17 protein-coding genes are annotated in these 17,893 nt (G+C 70.1%); 7 read left to right on the forward strand and 10 right to left on the reverse strand.

Going from position 1 to position 17,893, the window contains the following annotated elements:
• The first annotated feature begins 60 nt into the window (after positions 1–60).
• A complete protein-coding gene (locus ACIF8T_RS06500; protein WP_400031818.1) occupies positions 61–927 on the forward strand; it encodes a GNAT family N-acetyltransferase in 867 nt (288 codons plus the stop codon).
• Positions 928–1,168: 241 nt separating this feature from the next.
• Here the strand turns inward: ACIF8T_RS06500 and ACIF8T_RS06505 are convergent, their stop codons facing one another.
• Together ACIF8T_RS06505 and ACIF8T_RS06510 are read right to left on the reverse strand one after the other, a co-directional pair.
• Positions 1,169–1,591, reverse strand: coding sequence for a heme-binding protein (locus ACIF8T_RS06505; RefSeq protein ID WP_400031820.1), 423 nt, complete (start codon positions 1,589–1,591; stop codon positions 1,169–1,171).
• Positions 1,592–1,689: 98 nt separating this feature from the next.
• Positions 1,690–2,898 carry an MFS transporter gene (locus ACIF8T_RS06510; RefSeq protein ID WP_400031822.1) on the reverse strand — a complete coding sequence of 403 codons (1,209 nt, stop codon included), beginning with the start codon at positions 2,896–2,898 and terminating at the stop codon, positions 1,690–1,692.
• 140 nt (positions 2,899–3,038) lie between these two features.
• Here ACIF8T_RS06510 and ACIF8T_RS06515 point away from each other — a divergent pair, with 140 nt between their 5' ends.
• Entirely contained in the window at positions 3,039–3,503 is a 465-nt protein-coding gene (locus tag ACIF8T_RS06515) for a MarR family winged helix-turn-helix transcriptional regulator (RefSeq protein WP_400031824.1), read from the forward strand.
• Positions 3,504–3,555: 52 nt separating this feature from the next.
• Positions 3,556–4,008, forward strand: coding sequence for a GNAT family N-acetyltransferase (locus ACIF8T_RS06520; RefSeq protein WP_400031826.1), 453 nt, complete (start codon positions 3,556–3,558; stop codon positions 4,006–4,008).
• A gap of 63 nt (positions 4,009–4,071) precedes the next feature.
• On the opposite strand, the gene ACIF8T_RS06525 is transcribed toward ACIF8T_RS06520, so the two are convergent.
• Positions 4,072–5,457, reverse strand: a complete 1,386-nt coding sequence (locus tag ACIF8T_RS06525; RefSeq protein ID WP_400031828.1) for a serine hydrolase domain-containing protein — start codon at positions 5,455–5,457, stop codon at positions 4,072–4,074.
• A 59-nt stretch (positions 5,458–5,516) separates the two neighbouring features.
• Entirely contained in the window at positions 5,517–6,992 is a 1,476-nt protein-coding gene (gene dnaB, locus ACIF8T_RS06530; RefSeq protein ID WP_400031830.1) for a replicative DNA helicase, read from the reverse strand.
• 458 nt (positions 6,993–7,450) lie between these two features.
• On the opposite strand from dnaB, the gene ACIF8T_RS06535 reads away from it, so the two are divergent.
• Complete coding sequence (locus tag ACIF8T_RS06535) at positions 7,451–8,788, forward strand: MATE family efflux transporter (RefSeq protein WP_400031832.1); 1,338 nt, start codon at positions 7,451–7,453, stop codon at positions 8,786–8,788.
• 136 nt (positions 8,789–8,924) lie between these two features.
• Here the strand turns inward: ACIF8T_RS06535 and rplI are convergent, their stop codons facing one another.
• From rplI to rpsF, 4 genes are all read right to left on the reverse strand, one after another.
• Positions 8,925–9,371, reverse strand: coding sequence for a 50S ribosomal protein L9 (rplI, locus tag ACIF8T_RS06540; RefSeq protein WP_400031834.1), 447 nt, complete (start codon positions 9,369–9,371; stop codon positions 8,925–8,927).
• 17 nt (positions 9,372–9,388) lie between these two features.
• Positions 9,389–9,625 carry a 30S ribosomal protein S18 gene (gene rpsR, locus ACIF8T_RS06545; RefSeq protein WP_003949403.1) on the reverse strand — a complete coding sequence of 79 codons (237 nt, stop codon included), beginning with the start codon at positions 9,623–9,625 and terminating at the stop codon, positions 9,389–9,391.
• An 82-nt stretch (positions 9,626–9,707) separates the two neighbouring features.
• On the reverse strand, positions 9,708–10,289 hold the full coding sequence (locus ACIF8T_RS06550) for a single-stranded DNA-binding protein (protein WP_400031836.1): 582 nt from the start codon (positions 10,287–10,289) through the stop codon (positions 9,708–9,710).
• 74 nt (positions 10,290–10,363) lie between these two features.
• Positions 10,364–10,654 (reverse strand): 30S ribosomal protein S6, encoded by a 291-nt coding sequence (rpsF, locus tag ACIF8T_RS06555; RefSeq protein ID WP_003991486.1) that lies wholly within the window; start codon positions 10,652–10,654, stop codon positions 10,364–10,366.
• A 303-nt stretch (positions 10,655–10,957) separates the two neighbouring features.
• Between rpsF and ACIF8T_RS06560 the strand changes: the two genes are divergently transcribed.
• From ACIF8T_RS06560 to ACIF8T_RS06570, 3 genes are all read left to right on the forward strand, one after another.
• Positions 10,958–11,266, forward strand: a complete 309-nt coding sequence (locus ACIF8T_RS06560) for a hypothetical protein (protein WP_400031838.1) — start codon at positions 10,958–10,960, stop codon at positions 11,264–11,266.
• Between the two features lie 167 nt (positions 11,267–11,433).
• Positions 11,434–12,555, forward strand: coding sequence for a peptidoglycan bridge formation glycyltransferase FemX (femX, locus tag ACIF8T_RS06565; protein WP_400031840.1), 1,122 nt, complete (start codon positions 11,434–11,436; stop codon positions 12,553–12,555).
• Between the two features lie 109 nt (positions 12,556–12,664).
• A complete protein-coding gene (locus tag ACIF8T_RS06570) occupies positions 12,665–13,696 on the forward strand; it encodes an alanine racemase (protein ID WP_400031842.1) in 1,032 nt (343 codons plus the stop codon).
• A gap of 123 nt (positions 13,697–13,819) precedes the next feature.
• On the opposite strand, the gene ACIF8T_RS06575 is transcribed toward ACIF8T_RS06570, so the two are convergent.
• Positions 13,820–15,406, reverse strand: a complete 1,587-nt coding sequence (locus ACIF8T_RS06575) for a glycosyltransferase family 87 protein (protein WP_400031844.1) — start codon at positions 15,404–15,406, stop codon at positions 13,820–13,822.
• A 129-nt stretch (positions 15,407–15,535) separates the two neighbouring features.
• Complete coding sequence (locus ACIF8T_RS06580; RefSeq protein WP_400031846.1) at positions 15,536–17,806, reverse strand: transglycosylase domain-containing protein; 2,271 nt, start codon at positions 17,804–17,806, stop codon at positions 15,536–15,538.
• Positions 17,807–17,893 lie beyond the last annotated feature (87 nt).

The raw sequence follows: 17,893 nt of genomic DNA on the forward strand, positions 1-17,893 counted from the left end.
TCGTACGTCTCGGGGGAAAGTGGTGGACGACGAGGGCCCTCGTCGGACAGCCTGACCTGCGTGCCGACTCCTTCCCTTGCCGCTCTGCCCATCCGCCGTCTGACGCTCCGCGATCTCGTCTCCTGCGCCGACCTGTCCGAGAACCGGGGGTGGCCACGGGAGGAACACAAGTGGGGCCTCCTCCTCGCAGCCGGGAAGGGCTACGGCATCGACGACCCCGACGGCGGGCTCGTCGCCGCCTGTGTCATCACCGAGTACGGGCCGCTGGAGCGCCCCGACCTGGCGGCCATCGGCATGGTGCTGGTCGCCGAGCGGCACGCCCGCCGGGGCGTGGGACGCCGGCTGATGCACCACGTCGTCTCGGCGATGGGCACCACACCCCTGACCCTGCACGCGACGCCCCACGGCCGGCCGCTCTACGAGGAGCTCGGCTTCAAGGTCACCGGCCGGGCGGAGATGCTGCGCGGGCACTTCACGCCCGGGGGAACCGAGCCCGAGGTCACCACCCGCGCGGCGACGGCGGAGGACCTCGCCGCGATGCTCCGGCTGGACGCGGAGGTGTTCGGCTCGGATCGCACGCACGTCATCACCCGGCTGCCGGCCTTCGCCGACCAGCTGCGCGTCGCGGAAGCGGGCGGGCGTCTGATCGGATACGCGGCCGCCTGGCCCAACATGGACACGCACGTGGTCGGCCCGCTGATCGCCCGTGACACCGCCACGGCGAAGGCCCTCATCACCTCGCTCGCCGCCCGTACGGACCGCCCGCTGCGCACCGACATCGACGTACGGCACGAAGAGCTGCTGGCGTGGGCGAAGGAGCGCGGTCTGGCGTCCGTGGCCTTCAACGCGGTGATGACGTACGGCATCACGGAGTTGCCGGGGGACTGGCGCCGCCGCTTCGCGCCGGTGACGGTCGCGGCGGGCTGAGCGAACCGATGCGGGGTGAACCGCGCACGGCAGCGCTGAACCGCGCCCGGCAGCGCTGAATTGCGACCCGTCCGGGAGGACGTGGTCCGCCGGTCACGGGCACGGCGGACGTGTGCTCCCCGGTCCGCGGCGCGGCGGCCGGCGCAGCCCTGACGCAGCCACGGCGCCACGCACGCCGCCGACACGACGACGCCGGTCCCCGGGAAACACGGGGACCGGCGTTCGCCTGGCACGCGCACCGTCAGGCGAGGGCCTCCACGGCGGCCGTGGCGAAGGAGTGGTCCTGCTCCGGCGCTCCGCCGCCCACGCCGATCGCGCCGATCAGGCGGCCGTCGCGGTGGACCGGGACGCCGCCCGCGATGAACAGCAGGGGCCGGTCGAGCGCGGTGGGCAGGGTGTGGAACAGGCCGCCGGGCTGCACGGCGTCGACGAGGTCGGCGGTCGGCGCGTCCAGTTGGAGCGCGGTGTACGCCTTGCGGGTGCTGGTCTCGCCGGAGATCAGCACGGCGCGGTCGTCGCGCCTGAAGGCCAGCAGGTGGCCGCCGGCGTCCAGGACGGTGACGCTGACGGTGACTCCGGCGGCCTCGGCGGCACGCCGCGCCGCGGTCAGGAGGACCTCGGCGTCCTGGGCGGTCAGCGGGGCGACGGCGGTGGTGGTGCTCATGGGGGTTCTCCTGGATCCGGTGGTGGTGTGGTGCTGGTGATGAGGGGGGAGCCGGGCGGTGCGGGTCGGCCCTGATCCGAGCCGCCCGGCCGTGCGGTTCAGTGGTGGACGGCGGTCCGCCGCTCGGCGGGCACCGAGCCGGCCACGACGGCGCCGGGCGCGCTGTCCCGGCGCTCCAGGGCGGCCGAGAGGAAGGCGAGCACCAGCGCGGCGCCCGCGAGGGCGGCACCGACCCAGTTGGGGGCGGTGTAGCCGAGACCCGCGGCGATCACGAGCCCGCCGAGCCAGGCGGACAGGGCGTTGCCGAGGTTGAAGGCCCCGATGTTCACCGCGGAGGCCAGCGTGGGGGCACCGTGGGCCTGGTCGAGGACGCGCTTCTGCAGCGGCGGGACGGTGGCGAAACCGAGCGCGCCGATCAGGGTGATCGTCACGGCCGCGAGCAGCTTGTGGTGCGCGGTCAGGGTGAACAGGGCGAGGACGACGGCCAGGGCGCCCAGGGAGACGTACAGCATGGGCATCAGGGCGCGGTCGGCGAACCGGCCGCCGACGAGGTTGCCGCCGACCATGCCGAGGCCGAAGAGGACGAGCAGCCAGGTGACGGAGCCGTCGGCGAAACCGGCCACGTGGGTCATCATCGGCGCGATGTAGGTGATCGCGGCGAAGACACCGCCGAAGCCGAGGACGGTCATCGCCATGGCGAGCAGGACCTGGACGTTCTTGAAGGCGGCCAGTTCGTGCCGCAGGCGCACGCCCTCCGGCTTGGGCATGTCGGGGACGAGCCTGGCGACGCCGGCCAGCCCGACGACGCCGAGGGCGGCGACGATGCCGAAGGTGACGCGCCAGCCGACGGACTGCCCGACGAGGGTGCCCAGCGGTACACCGACCACGTTGGCGACCGTCAGTCCGGTGAACATCATCGCGATGGCTCCGGCCCTCTTGTCGGGAGCGACCAGGTCGGCCGCGACGACCGAGCCGATGCCGAAGAAGGCGCCGTGGGCGAGCGAGGCGACCACCCGGCCGATCAGCATGACGGAGAAGGCGGGGGCGACGGCGGAGAGGAGGTTGCCGGCGATGAACAGACCCATCAGCAGCATCAGCATCCGCTTGCGGGAGACCTTGGTGCCGAGGACCGTCATCAGCGGGGCGCCGAGCACGACACCGAGCGCGTAGCCGGTCACCAGGTAACCGGCGGTCGGGATGGAGACCCCGAAGTCGCTCGCCACCTCGGGCAGCAAGCCCATGATCACGAACTCGGTCGTGCCGATGCCGAAGGCCCCGATCGCGAGGGCCAGAAGCGCGAGAGGCATGGGGGTGAGACCTTCCCAGAAGATTGCATGAGCGCTTTGCGTGCGTTCACAATAATTGCAGACGCGGGATATATGCAAGCGACGGCTATTGCGGGACTGCTCTACCCTGGTGTCAGCCGCTCCGTGACGGAGGAACGCCCATGACAGCGACCGACCCCGCCCTCACCGCCCTCTCCCAGGGCTGGTGCGCCCTCTCCCTGCTGCACGGGAGGATCGAGGCGCACATCGAGCGCGCCCTGCAGTCCCGGCACGACCTGAGCGTGCGCGAGTACTCCCTGCTCGACGTGCTCAGCCGCCAGCACGACGGCGACGGGGGCCATCTGCAGATGAAGCAGGTCGCCGACGCGGTCGTCCTCAGCCAGAGCGCCACCACCCGCCTGGTCACCCGGCTCGAGGACCGCGGGCTCCTGGAGCGCTACCTGTGCCCCACCGACCGACGCGGCATCTACACCAACGTCACCGAGGCGGGTCTGAAGCTGCTGCAGGAAGCGCGGCCCACCAACGACACGGCCCTGCGCGAGGCCCTCGACGAGGCGGCCGGGAACCCGGAGCTCGCCCCCCTGGTCCGGGTGGTCGAAACGCTGAAGGCGCCGGTACCGGCCTAAGCCCTGTCGCCGGCTGCTCCGGGCAGCCGGCCGTGCCCCCTAGGGTGCGGTCATGGGAGATCTCGAGATACGCACCGCGGTCGCCGACGACGTTCCCGCGATCGTCGGCATGCTCGCCGACGATCCGCTGGGGGCCCTGCGCGAGTCACCGGACGACCTCACCCCGTACCTGGCCGCACTGCGGCGGCTCAGCGCCGACCCCCACCAGCATCTGGTCGTGGCGGTCCGCGAGGACCGCGTCGTCGGCACGCTCCAGCTCACGATCGTTCCCGGGCTGTCCCGGCGCGGTGCCACCAGGTCGATCATCGAGGGGGTGCGCGTCCACGCCGACGAGCGCGGCAGCGGCCTGGGAACCCGGCTCCTCGAGTGGGCGGTCGAGGAATCCCGGCGCCAGGGCTGCCGGTTGGTCCAGCTGACCTCCGACAGCTCCCGCACCGACGCCCACCGCTTCTACGAGCGGCTCGGTTTCACCGCCTCGCACGTGGGTTTCAAGATGTCGCTGTGAGGACGCGCGGTGCCCTGTTCCACGTGAAACAGGGCACCGCGCGTCCGTGGCCGAGCCGCCGGCTCAGCCGATCCCCCGCCATCCCTCGGGATCGACCCCGCCCGGCACAGGAGCCCCCTCGTCGTACGGCTGACGCGTGAACACGAACGACCCGAGGTCGAGGTGGCTCACGGACCCGTCCGGCCGTCGTACGGCTCTCAGGGTCTCTCCGGCGTAGTAGCCCTCCAGCCCGGTCCAGGTGCCGTCGCCGGCCGGCCGGAACCGTGAGCGGCGGCCCGTGCCGGACAACGGCTCCAGCGAGACGAGACCGTCGGCCGTCAGACGCAGCGCGAAGCCGTACGTCCCCCAGTACCACTGACCCGCCAGCTCCAGCACCGACGGATCGACGTCACGCAGCGGCTGCCACGGCGCGGGAATGCGCGGCTCGGCCTCGGCGACGATACGGACGAGGTCAGCGGCGACCGAGAACAGCGGCGGCCCGGAGGTGCAGTTGGCCAGGACGACCGCCGCCACGTCGTCCGCCTCGCCGATCACGAGACACGCGAGGAAGCCCGGCAGCGACCCCGTGTGCCCGACGAGGGTCCGGCCGCCGTGGTGCCGGATCTCCAGGCCCAGGCAGTAGGCGTAACCGTTCGCCACGTCCGCCGTCTCGACCGGCGCCGCCGGGGTCCGCATCTCGCGCAGGGACGCGGCACTCAGCACCCGCTCGTCACCCCGGACCAGGAAGGCGGCGAACCGCGCCAGGTCGTGGGCGGTGGACCACAGTTGACCCGCCGGTGCCATGCGTCCGAGGTCCTCGGCCGGCTCGGGCAGCATCACGTCGGCCCACGGGTGCACCGCCCAGCCACCGGCGTGCGGCGCCTGCGGCCGTACGCCCGTCCGTTCCAGGCCCAGGGGTTCGAGCACCTCCCGCCGAAGGACCTCCTCCCACGGCGCGCCCCGCAGTTTCTCGACGAGCGCGCCGAGCAGGGCGTAACCCGGATTGGAGTAGTGGAACCGCCGCCCGGCCGGGTGCAGCAGCGGCTGCTCGCCCAGGACGTCGGCGAGCTCCGGCCTCAGGGAGCCGGGACTCCGCTCCCACCACGGCCCGGGCGTCTCGGCCGCCAACCCACCGGTGTGCGCGAGGAGTTCCGCGACGGTCGCCTCCCCCGCGCCGGTGCCCGGCAGGTGCTTCTCCAGCGGGTCGGCGAGGTCGAGCAGTCCTTCGTCGCGCAGCCGCAGCACGAGCACGGCGGTGAAGGTCTTGGTGATCGAGCCGATCCGGTACTGCACGTGCTGGTCCGGTTCCTGCCCCGCCACCGACGTCCGCGCACCCGCCCACACGGGCTCCCCGCCCCGTACGACGGTCGCGACGAGCGACGGCGCGCGCCCTTCCGCCTGGGCGACGGCGATCCGGTGCAGCAGCGCGCGGCGGGTGCCGGGGAGCAGTTCTTCCTGAGGTGTCGTCATGGCCCCAGTCCACCCGGCCGTGCCCGTCGCGTCGAGTCCGTGGCGCCGCCGGGGCCGGGTCAGGTCTGCGCCATGTCCACGAACCGCGAGTAATGGCCCTGGAAGGCGACCGTGATCGTCGCGGTCGGGCCGTTACGGTGCTTGGCCACGATCAGGTCGGCCTCGCCCGCGCGCGGCGACTCCTTCTCGTAGGCGTCCTCGCGGTGCAGCAGGATCACCATGTCGGCGTCCTGCTCGATGGAGCCGGACTCGCGCAGGTCGGAGACCATCGGCTTCTTGTCGGTGCGCTGCTCGGGACCACGGTTGAGCTGCGAGAGCGCGATCACCGGGATCTCCAGCTCCTTGGCGAGCAGCTTGAGGTTACGGGACATGTCCGAGACCTCCTGCTGGCGGCTCTCGGCGCGCTTGGAGCCGCCGGACTGCATCAGCTGGAGGTAGTCGATGACCACCAGCTTCAGGTCGTTGCGCTGCTTCAGACGGCGGCACTTGGCGCGGATCTCCATCATCGACAGGTTCGGGGAGTCGTCGATGTAGAGCGGGGCGGCCGAGACGTCGGGCATCCGGCGGGCCAGGCGCGTCCAGTCCTCGTCGGTCATCGTGCCGGACCGCATGTGGTGCAGGGCGACCCGGGCCTCCGCGGACAGCAGACGCATCGCGATCTCGTTGCGCCCCATCTCCAGGGAGAAGATGACGCTCGGCAGGTTGTTCTTGATCGACGCCGCTCGCGCGAAGTCCAGCGCGAGCGTCGACTTGCCCATGGCGGGACGCGCGGCAATGACGATCATCTGGCCCGGGTGCAGACCGTTGGTGAGCGAGTCGAAGTCCGTGAACCCGGTGGGCACGCCGGTCATCTCGCCGCTGCGCGAGCCGATCGCCTCGATCTCGTCGAGCGCGCCCTCCATGATGTCGCCGAGCGGCAGGTAGTCCTCGCTGGTGCGCTGCTCGGTGACCGCGTAGATCTCCGCCTGTGCCCGGTTGACGATCTCGTCGACGTCGTCGTCGGCGGCGTACCCCATCTGCGTGATGCGCGTACCGGCCTCGACCAGGCGGCGCAGGACGGCACGCTCGTGGACGATCTCGGCGTAGTAGGCCGCGTTCGCCGCCGTCGGCACCGTCTGCACGAGGGTGTGCAGGTACGCCGCCCCACCCACCTTGTTGATCTCGCCGCGCTTGGTCAGCTCGGCGGCGATGGTGATGGGGTCGGCCGGCTCGCCCTTCGCGTAGATGTCGAGGATCGCCTGGTAGATCGTCTCGTGCGCCGGCTTGTAGAAGTCGTGGCCCTTGAGGATCTCGACGACGTCGGCGATCGCGTCCTTCGACAGCAGCATGCCGCCGAGGACGGACTGCTCGGCCTCGATGTCCTGCGGCGGCACCCGCTCGAACGACGTGCCTCCGCCGTCCCACCCGCTGTCCCGGCCGCGGTCGTGCTGCTCGTCGCGGCCCCGGCCACCGTCGCCGCGCCGGCGGGAGGCGGGCAGACGATCACTGGGGCCGCTGTCGGCCCACGGGTCGTCCAAGGGCTCGGAAATGCTCACCGAGCCACCTCCTCCCGTCCGCCGAGCGGACCTAGCCGTGCCCCTTCGTTCTACGGGACGGCACTGACAACTGAGAGGCCCGTCTCCGGTTCTGACCGGCGGTTTCGTGGTGCTTCGGAAGCCGGCAGACGGAGCGGGCGCCGGACCACCGTAGGCCCGTCGGCACCGCCAGCCAATCTGGTTATCCACAGGCCATGTGGACGACGGCCCCAATGCTGTGGAGAACTCGGCGAAACCTGTGCACGACCCAGTGGACAGCCCTGTGAACAAGCCCTCGATTGCCGTACGCAACCCTTTCTGACCTGCACTTTTGACATCCACCGGCTGTGCAGAAGAAAAACTTCCCCAGTCGGGCCAAGATCCCTGGGGACGGTGTTCGAAAGCACACGGGGCGAGACGGCGGGTAAGGGTCACAAAAGCTTTGCATCTCTTACCTGTGGACGATTAGATTGGTGCACATGACACAGGCCCCCGCGCCCTCCCGAGCCACCCGGCGGCAGCACGACCGTGAGATCGTCGCGCTGGCCGTTCCGGCCTTCGGAGCGCTCGTCGCCGAGCCTCTCTTCCTGATGGCCGACACGGCGATCGTCGGCCACCTCGGCACGGCACAACTCGCCGGACTCGGCATCGCCTCGGCTCTCCTGACCACCGCCGTCAGCATCTTCGTCTTCCTCGCCTACGCCACCACGGCCGCCGTCGCCCGCCGGGTCGGAGCGGGCGATCTGCCGGCCGCCATCCGGCAGGGGATGGACGGCATCTGGCTGGCCCTGCTGCTGGGCGCCGCCGTCATCGCCGTCGTCCTGCCCACGGCGCCCACGCTGATCGACCTCTTCGGCGCGTCCGACACGGCCGCACCGCACGCGGTCACCTATCTGCGGATCTCCGCACTCGGCATACCGGCCATGCTGATCGTGCTCGCCGCGACCGGTGTCCTGCGCGGACTGCAGGACACGAAGACACCGCTCTACGTCGCCATCGCCGGGTTCGTGGCCAACGGCGCCCTCAACGCCGGGCTCGTCTACGGCGCCGGACTCGGCATCGCGGGCTCCGCCTGGGGCACCGTCATCGCCCAGTGCGGCATGGCCGCGGCCTACCTCGTGGTGGTCGTCCGCGGCGCCCGCCGGCACGGGGCCTCCCTGCGGCCGGACGCCGCCGGCATCAGGGCATCCGCGCAGGCGGGAGTGCCCCTGCTGGTCCGTACCCTCTCCCTGCGGGCGATCCTGATGATCGCCACGGCCGTCGCGGCCCGCCTGGGGGACGCCGACATCGCGGCCCACCAGATCGTCCTGACGCTGTGGAGCCTGCTCGCCTTCGCCCTGGACGCCATCGCCATCGCGGGCCAGGCCATCATCGGGCGCTGCCTCGGTGCCGGGGACGCTCCGGGTGCCCGGGCCGTGTGCCGCCGCATGGTGGAGTGGGGCACAGCGGTCGGAGCGGTCCTCGGCCTTCTGGTGGTGGTCGCCCGGCCGGTGTTCCTGCCCCTGTTCACCAGCGATCCGGCCGTCCAGGACACCGCCTTCCTCGCCCTGGTGATCGTGGCCGTCTCACAGCCGATCTGCGGCATCGTCTTCGTCCTGGACGGTGTCCTCATGGGAGCGGGCGACGGTCCGTACCTGGCCTGGGCGATGCTGGTCACCCTCGCGGTGTTCACGCCGGTGGCCCTGCTCGTTCCCGTCCTGGGCGGCGGCCTCACCGCGCTGTGGGCCGCCATGACGCTGATGATGGCCGTACGGATGGTGACCTTGTGGCTGCGCACCCGCTCGGGGCGCTGGCTCGTCACGGGCGCGACGCGCTGACCCTTCGCACGCACCACCGGTGCCGCCGGTTTCACGCGGAATGCCACCTGTCGCCGGTTTCACGTGGAACAACGCGGAAGGGGCCGCACCCCACAGGGTGCGGCCCCTCTCACTGCTTCGGCGAGTGCGGCAGCACTCAGGCAGCGACAACCTCGATGTTGACCTTGGCGGCAACCTCGGGGTGCAGACGCACGGACGTCTCGTGGGCACCGAGCGACTTGATCGGCGAGGTGACCTCGATACGGCGCTTGTCGACCTCCGGGCCACCGGCGGCCTTGATCGCCGAGGCGATGTCGGCCTGGGTGACGGAACCGAAGAGACGACCGGCGTCGCCGGCACGAACGGCCAGGCGGACCTTGACGCCCTCGAGCTGGGCCTTCACCTGGTTGGCCTGCTCGATGGTCTGGATCTCGTGGATCTTGCGAGCACGACGGATCTGCTCGACGTCCTTCTCGCCGCCCTTGGTCCAGCGGATCGCGAAGTTCCGCGGGATCAGGTAGTTGCGAGCGTAACCGTCCTTGACGTCGACGACGTCGCCCGCGGCACCGAGGCCGGAGACCTCGTGGGTGAGGATGATCTTCATGAGTCGGTCACCCTCCCTTAGCGCGCGGTGGACGTGTAGGGCAGCAGCGCCATCTCACGGCTGTTCTTGACGGCCGTGGCGACGTCACGCTGGTGCTGCGTGCAGTTGCCGGTCACGCGGCGGGCACGGATCTTGCCGCGGTCGGAAATGAACTTCCGCAGCATGTTCGTGTCCTTGTAGTCCACGTACGTGACCTTGTCCTTGCAGAACGCGCAGACCTTCTTCTTAGGCTTGCGCACAGGCGGCTTCGCCATGGTGTTTCTCCTGTGTGATCAAGAAGTGGGGATACGACCCACCCTCGACCCGGGCCGGGCCCGCGGGCACCGGCACCGAGGTCTAGAAGGGGGGTTCGTCCGAGTAGCCGCCACCGCCGCCGGAGCCGCCGCCCCAGCCGCCGCCGCCCTGCTGGCCACCGGCGGGAGCGCCGGTCGCCCACGGGTCGTCGGCCGGAGCGCCGCCGCCCTGCTGGCCGCCGCCGGGGCCGCCGCCCCAGCCGCCGCCACCCTGGCCGCCACCGCCGCCGTAACCGCCCTGGCCGCCCTGGCCACCGCGACCGCTGGTCTTGGTGACCTTGGCCGTGGCGTTGCGCAGGCTGGGGCCGACTTCCTCGACGTCCAGCTCGTAGACCGTGCGCTTGACACCCTCACGGTCCTCGTAGGACCGCTGCTTCAGCCGGCCCTGCACGATGACGCGCATGCCTCGCTGGAGCGACTCGGCGACGTTCTCCGCCGCCTGACGCCAGACCGAGCAGGTCAGGAACAGGCTCTCGCCGTCCTTCCACTCGTTCGTCTGGCGGTCGAAGGTGCGGGGAGTGGACGCGACACGGAACTTCGCGACCGCCGCACCGGAGGGGGTGAAGCGCAGCTCGGGGTCGTCGACAAGATTGCCGATGACCGTGATGACGGTCTCGCCTGCCATGGGGGAACCTCTCGGCGGGTTTGCTGGCTGCTGGTGCTGCTACTCGAATCCCGGGACCGACTGAGCGGAAGAGCTCAGTGGGTCTCGGGGCGGAGGACCTTGGTCCGGAGGACCGACTCGTTCAGGTTCATCTGGCGGTCGAGCTCCTTGACGACCGCAGGCTCGGCCTGCAGGTCGATGACCGAGTAGATGCCCTCGGGCTTCTTCTTGATCTCGTACGCGAGACGACGACGGCCCCAGGTGTCGACCTTCTCGACCTTTCCGCCGCCGTCACGGACGACAGAGAGGAAGTTCTCGATCAGCGGGGAGACAGCGCGCTCCTCGACGTCGGGGTCGAGGATGACCATCACCTCGTAGTGACGCATGTGGAACCCACCTCCTTTGGACTCAGCGGCCACGGTCGTTCCGTGGCAGGAGGGTTGTGATGCGTACGCAACCGTGCCTGTCAGTAAAACAGCCGCCACTGACAACGGGGTCGGGCGGCGGTCCACCAGATCGGCCGGACGGATCCGGACTGTTCCTGGTGCTGTCCGGGCAGACACAGGTGCAGACGGTACAGAGTACCCGCACGGTGGCTTCCGGTTGAAATCCGGCCGCGTAGGCCGTCAATCTGTACACATCGGGTGTGTAGGGCGCTACGATGCGCCGACTTTCGCAGGAGGTGCCCTATGGCACAGGCAATGCGACCCAACACCGCCGGAGGCCTCTTCGCCACGGACGGCAAACCCCACCCCCGCCAGGACGCCCTGCTCGCGGTGACCCTGGTGCTGGGCATCACGGCGTTCGTCACGGCGATGTTCCACAGCCTGCACCTGCTGAGCTCCTGGGTGGGCCTGGCAGGGATCGTCACGGGCGCGTACGGCCAGTGGATCTCGGAGACGACCCGCGAACGCTTCGGCCTGATCATCGGCCTCGGCGCCGCGGCGGTCGGCTTCTTCCTCGGCATGGCGCACGGCGGGCTGTTCGGCGGTCTCTGACCTACGCCAGGACACTCCTCGGGCCGTCTCCTGGCGCCCCGGCCGCCACCGGCCGGGCCGGAAGGCCCGTACGCCCAATCGGGGCGCGCACAAGGCGCAGTAGGCTTCGGCGCTAGAGCCGGAGCCCCTGTACCCATGGGGACACACCAGCCCGAGGAGCGCCCCGAATGAGCCTGACCCTGAGGACCATCAGTCGCGAGCAGCATCTGGCATACATCCAGAGTCTGCCGTCGGCGAGCCACATGCAGGTCCCGGCCTGGGCTGACGTCAAGGCGGAGTGGCGTTCGGAGAACCTCGGCTGGTTCGACGACCGAACCGGCGAGCTCGTCGGCGTCGGTCTGGTCCTCTACCGTCAGCTGCCCAAGATCAAGCGCTACCTCGCCTACCTGCCCGAGGGCCCGGTCATCAACTGGTTCGCGCCGAATCTGCAGGAATGGATCGAGCCGATGCTGGCGCACCTGAGGCAGCAGGGCGCCTTCTCCGTGAAGATGGGCCCGCCGGTGATCATCCGCCGCTGGGAGGCCGCCTCCATCAAGCAGGGCATCCAGAACCCCGACGTCAAGCGCCTGCGCGACATCGAGGCGGACCACATCGAGCCCCGCGCCTTCGAGGTCGCCGACAAGCTGCGCCGCATGGGCTGGCAGCAGGGCGAGGACGGCGGCGCCGGCTTCGGCGACGTCCAGCCGCGCTACGTCTACCAGGTGCCGCTGGCCAACCGGTCCCTGGAAGAGGTCCACAAGAACTTCAACCAGCTGTGGCGCCGCAACATCAAGAAGGCGGAGAAGGCCGGCGTCGAGGTCGTCCAGGGCGGCTACCAGGACCTCGAGGAATGGCAGCGGCTGTACGAGATCACCGCGGTGCGCGACCACTTCCGGCCCCGCCCCCTGTCCTACTTCCAGCGCATGTGGACGGCCCTCAACAGCGAGGACCCCAACCGCATGCGGCTGTACTTCGCCCGCCACAACGGCGTGAACCTGTCGGCGGCGACGATGCTGATCGTCGGCGGGCACGTCTGGTACTCCTACGGCGCCTCCGACAACATCGGCCGCGAGGTCCGGCCCTCGAACGCCATGCAGTGGCGGATGCTGCGCGACGCCTACGCGCTCGGCGCCACCGTCTACGACCTGCGCGGCATCTCCGACTCCCTGGACGAGACCGACCACCTCTTCGGCCTGATCCAGTTCAAGGTGGGCACGGGCGGCCAGGCCGCCGAGTACCTCGGCGAGTGGGACTTCCCGCTGAACAAGCTCCTGCACAAGGCGCTCGACATCTACATGTCGCGCCGCTGACCGCGCGCGGCGCTCCGGTACGTTCACGGCCGGCGGTGTCGCGCGCAGTTCCCGACAGCTCCCCTCCCTCTGCTACACCGCAGCCACGAGAAAGGTTCCAGGTCCGGCCATGGCGCTCACGCTCTACGTCGACACCGCGCGCTGGCGGGCGCACCACAAGCACGTGCAGGAGCAGTTCCCGGGACTCGTCCCGGTCTGCAAGGGCAACGGCTACGGCTTCGGGCACGAGCGGCTGGCCGAGGAGGCCACCCGGCTGGGCTCGGACATCCTCGCCGTCGGCACGACGTACGAGGCCGCGCGGATCAAGGACTTCTTCAGCGGGGACCTGCTGGTGCTGACGCCGTACCGGCGGGGCGAGGAGCCGGTGCCGCTGCCCGACCGGGTGGTGCGCTCGGTGTCCTCGGTCGACGGCGTGTACGGCCTGGTGGGGGCCCGCGTGGTCATCGAGGTGATGTCCTCGATGAAGCGGCACGGCATCAGCGAGCAGGACCTGCCCCAGCTGCACGCCGCCATAGAGAACGTCCGCCTGGAGGGCTTCGCCATCCACCTGCCGCTGGACCGCACGGACGGCTCCGACGCCGTCGAGGAGGTCATCGGCTGGATGGACCGCCTGCGCGCCGCCCGGCTGCCGCTGCACACGATGTTCGTCAGCCACCTCAAGGCCGACGAACTCCAGCGGCTGCAGCAGCAGTTCCCGCAGACCCGGTTCCGTGCCCGCATCGGCACGCGGCTGTGGCTGGGGGACCACGAGGCCACCGAGTACCGCGGCTCGGTCCTGGACGTCACCCGCGTCGCCAAGGGCGAGCGCTTCGGTTACCGGCAGCAGAAGGCGGCCTCGGACGGCTTCCTGGTGGTCGTGGCGGGCGGTACGTCGCACGGGGTCGGCCTGGAGGCGCCCAAGGCGATGCACGGCGTCATGCCGCGTGCCAAGGGCGTCGCCCGCGCCGGCCTGGCCACGGTCAACCGGAACCTCTCGCCGTTCGTCTGGGGCGGCAAGCAGCGCTGGTTCGCCGAGCCCCCGCACATGCAGGTCTCGATCCTGTTCGTGCCCTCCGACGCCCCGGAGCCGCAGGTCGGCGAGGAACTGGTGGCCCATCTGCGGCACACCACCACCCAGTTCGACCGGCTCGTCGACCGCTGACGGACCCGGAGCGGACGGCAAGAAGGCCGTACACGGAGCCCGTGTACGGCCTTTCTCGTGTCCGCTCCGCCGTGGCCGACCCGTCCCCGGGCGGGCGGCTGTTCGCCTTGAGCGAACGGCTGTTCAGCCGGTCTGCCCGTCGGCCGGCCCGCCCTTCTCCGGGGACGGCCTGCCGCCGTGCGGAGCGGCCCGTCCGTCGTCCCCGGGAACCGGCTCCGCGCCCTTCGTCCCCCACTCGACCTCCTGGACACCGCCGGAGGGAACCGCCGACGGGACGGGACGCGCGGCCGGGCCGAGGACGAAGACGTCCTCGGCGCGGTCCAGCACGCCGCCCGACGGGTCGTCGTCGCCGGACACGCGCACCGGGTCCCGCTCCGGCATGAGGATGTCGCGCACCACGACGCCGCACAGGTACAGCGTGCCCAGCAGGTGCAGCCCGATGGCCCAGTGGTAACCGTCGGTGGGCAGCCCCTTGTGGGCGTCCCCGCTGGTCGTGTACGCGAGGTACATCCAGATGCCCAGGAAGTACGCCACCTCGCAGGCCTGCCAGATCAGGAAGTCCCGCCACTTCGGCCGGGCGAGGGCGGCCAGGGGCACCAGCCACAGGACGTACTGCGGCGAGTAGACCTTGTTGGTGACGATGAACGCCGCGACGATCAGGAAGGCCAGTTGGGCGAAGCGCGGGCGGCGCGGGGCGCTGAGCGTGAGGGCGGCGATGCCCGCGCAGCTCAGCAGCATCAGGACCGTGGCGAGCGTGTTGACGGTGTCGGTGCTCAGGGGGTCCGACGAGTTCTGCGCCATGATCAGCCAGAAGGACCCGAAGTCGACGCCGCGTTCCTGGCTGAACGTGTAGAACTTCGACCAGCCCTCGAAGGCGAAGAGCATCACCGGCCCGTTCACCACGGCCCAGGCGACGACCGCGCCTGCCACGGCGGTCCCGTACTCCCGCCACCGGCCCGCACGCCAGCACAGCACGAACAGCGGGCCGAGCAGGAGGAACGGGTAGAGCTTGGCGGCCGTGGCGAGGCCCAGCAGGACACCGAAGGCGAGGGCGCGGCCCCGCGACCACATCAGCATCGCGGCGGCCGTCAGGGCGACCGCCAGCAGGTCCCAGTTGATGGTGGCGGTCAGCGCGAAGGCGGGCGCCAGGGCGAGCAGCAGGCCGTCCCAGGGACGCCGGGCGTGCGTGCGGGTCACGCAGACGGCGATGACGGCCGCGCAGGCCATGAGCATCCCGGCGTTGACCATCCAGTACCACTGCTCCTGGTCCTGGATGCTGCCGTCACCCGGCGTGAGCCAGGCGGCCACCTCCATGAACACACCGGTCAGCACCGGGTATTCGAGGTACTGCATGTCACCGGGGAGCTTGTCGAAGTACGGCACCAGCCCGTCGGCGAAGCCGCGCCCCTGGTAGAGGTGCGGGATGTCCGAGTAGCAGGCGTGCGTGTACTGCGACCCGGCGCCGAAGAACCAGGCGCCGTTGTAGCAGGGCGCCTTCTGGACCAGCCCGAGAGCGAACATGCCGATCGCCACGAGCGCGATCACCCGTACGGGACTCCACCATGAGGTCCCGAGCAGGGCATGCCGACCGAGGGGACCGCCGATCAGCTCACTGCCGGCCGCTGCGACCTCGTCCTCCTGGGTCGGCCGCACCGGGCCCGGGTCGTGGGCGCTCGCTTGCGTCGATTCTGCACTGGGCATGCTGCACATCCTGCCGTACGCACCCAGGAAAACACTGAGGGCCGTCACACCCGTGCGGGTGCGACGGCCCTCGGTCGGCGTTTCACATGAAACAACACCCTGTTTCACGTGAAACGACCATGCCGGGCGATAAGGCGGCTATTCCTCCGAACCTCCGAAGAGACCCCCGTTGCCGTTGCCCCGGGTGCTCCCGGTCTCGCCGGTCTCCGTGGCCGTCGGCGTGGACGTCACCCCGCCCTCGTCGGTTCCGCCCGTGTCCGTGCCGCCGTCGTTGCCGTTGCCGTTGCCGCACCCGAGCCCGAAGCAGGTCTCGCTCGGCGACGGGGTCGCCGGAGTGCTGGGCGTCTCGCTGGGCGTCTCGGTCGGCGTCTCGGACGGGGTCGGCGTGGGCTCCTCGGTGATGGTCGGGGTCGGCGACGGGGCGCCCACCCCGTCCTGGATCTCACCGATCTCCTCGGCCGCCGGGAATCCGGGGTCCGACTTGCCCTTCAGCGCGGCCTTCATGTACTCGGTCCACACCAGCGTGGGGATGTCACCACCGTGGATCGACTCCACGCCCGCCGTGCCGTTCATGGAGAGCAGCTTGGCGCTCTTGGGGTCCTCACGGAACATGGCGACCGAGGTCGACAACTGCTGGGTGTAGCCCACGAACCAGGCGGACTTGTTCTCGTCGGTGGTACCGGTCTTGCCGGCCGCCGTACGGCCCAGGGCCAGCGCGTTCTTGCCCGTGCCGTTCTCGATCACGTTCTCGAGGACGTTCGTGACGTTGTTCGCCACGGCTTCGGACATCGCCTGCTTGATCCTCGGCTTGTCGAAGCCGGGGACCTCCTGGCCGCTCTTCTTGACGGCCGTCACCGAGTAGGGGTCGGCCTGCTTGCCGGACGCCGCGAACGTCGCGTAGGCGTCGGCCATGCGGATCGCGCTGGGGGTCGAGGTGCCGAGGGCGAACGACGCGTTGAGGTCGGCGAAGGAGTTCCTGAGGATGCCGGACTTCTGCGCCACATCCGCCACGTTCGCCATCCCCACGTCCATGCCGAGCTGGACGAACGGCGTGTTGACGGACTGCTCCATCGCCTTGTGCAGGGTGATGTAGCCCCAGGGGTAGTCGCTCTCGTTCTCCTGGTAGAAGGGCGTGTTGTCCTTCTTCAGAACGTAGGAGCCGTCGTTGTTCCGGATCTTCAGGTGGTCGTTGCCGTTGTACTTGCTGAGCGGCGAGACGCCCGAACTACGGTTCTTGTAGGTGCCGTGCTCCATGGCCGCGGCGAGCACGAATGGCTTCCACGTCGAACCCACGGGGACACCGAAGGTGTCCGCGTTGTTGTTGAAGTGGCCGTTCTCGTAGCCGGCGCCGCCGTACAGCGCGACGATCGCGCCGTCCTTGGGTTTGACCGACGCCGCGCCGAACTGGACGTGCTTGTCGAGTTCGCGCTTCGGGTCGAGCTTCTCCTTCTCGATCTTCTTGACGGCCTCGCTCAGGGCCTCGACCTTGTCTTTCTCGAAGGTCGTGTAGATCTGGTAGCCGCCCTGGTCGAACTCCGCCTCCGAGATGTCGGAGTGGTTCAGGACGTACTTCTTGGCCGTGTCGACGAGGTAGCTGATCTGGCCGGTCATGCCCTTGGTCGCCTTGCGGCCCTGCGGCATGGGGTACTTCTTGATCGCTTCCTGGTACTCCGCGTCCGAGAGGTGCTCGTCCTGGTGCATCTGCTCCAGGATCCAGCCCCAGCGGTCCATCGAGCGCTTCTTGTTGGCGTCGGGCGTCGCCTTGCTGTCGAGGTTCTGGTTGCCCGCGGGGTCGTAGTACGTCGGACCCTTGAGCAGGGCGGCGAGGACGGCGCACTGGCTGGGCGTGAGGTCCTCCGCGTCCTTGCCGTAGTAGGTCTGCGCGGCTGCCTGGATGCCGTAGGCGCCCCGGCCGTAGTACGACGTGTTGAGGTAGCCCTGGAGGATCTGGTCCTTGGTGAGCTTGGTCCCCACCTTGAGGGAGATGAACATCTCCTTGAACTTGCGGGAGACCGTCTGGTCCTGGCTCAGGTAGGTGTTCTTGACGAACTGCTGGGTGATCGTCGAACCACCCTGCACGTCGGCGCCCCGGGCCATGTTGACCAGCGCCCGCGCCATGCCCATGGGGTCGACGCCGGAGTCCTCGTAGAAGGTCTTGTTCTCGGCGGAGATCACCGCCCACCGCATGGCCTCGGGGATCCGCTCGATCGGGACGTTCTGCCGGTTCTGGCCGCTGCCCGTCGCGACCATCTGGGTCTTGTCCGCCCAGTAGTAGACGTTGTTCTCCGACACGGCCGCGGCATGCTGCTCGTCGGGCACGCCCACCATGGCGTACCCGATGCCCGCGACGGCGACCAGGCTGCCGAAGAAGCCGATGCACAGGCCGGAGACGAGCTTCCAGGACGGCATCCAGCGGCGCCAGCCGTACTTGCCGGCCCTCGGGTAGTCGACGAACCGCTTCGCGGCGGGATCGGTCGCCCGCCCCCTGCCCCGCCC

Origin of the sequence: Streptomyces sp. NPDC085946 (assembly GCF_044540485.1) — a bacterium.
GTDB lineage: Bacteria > Actinomycetota > Actinomycetes > Streptomycetales > Streptomycetaceae > Streptomyces.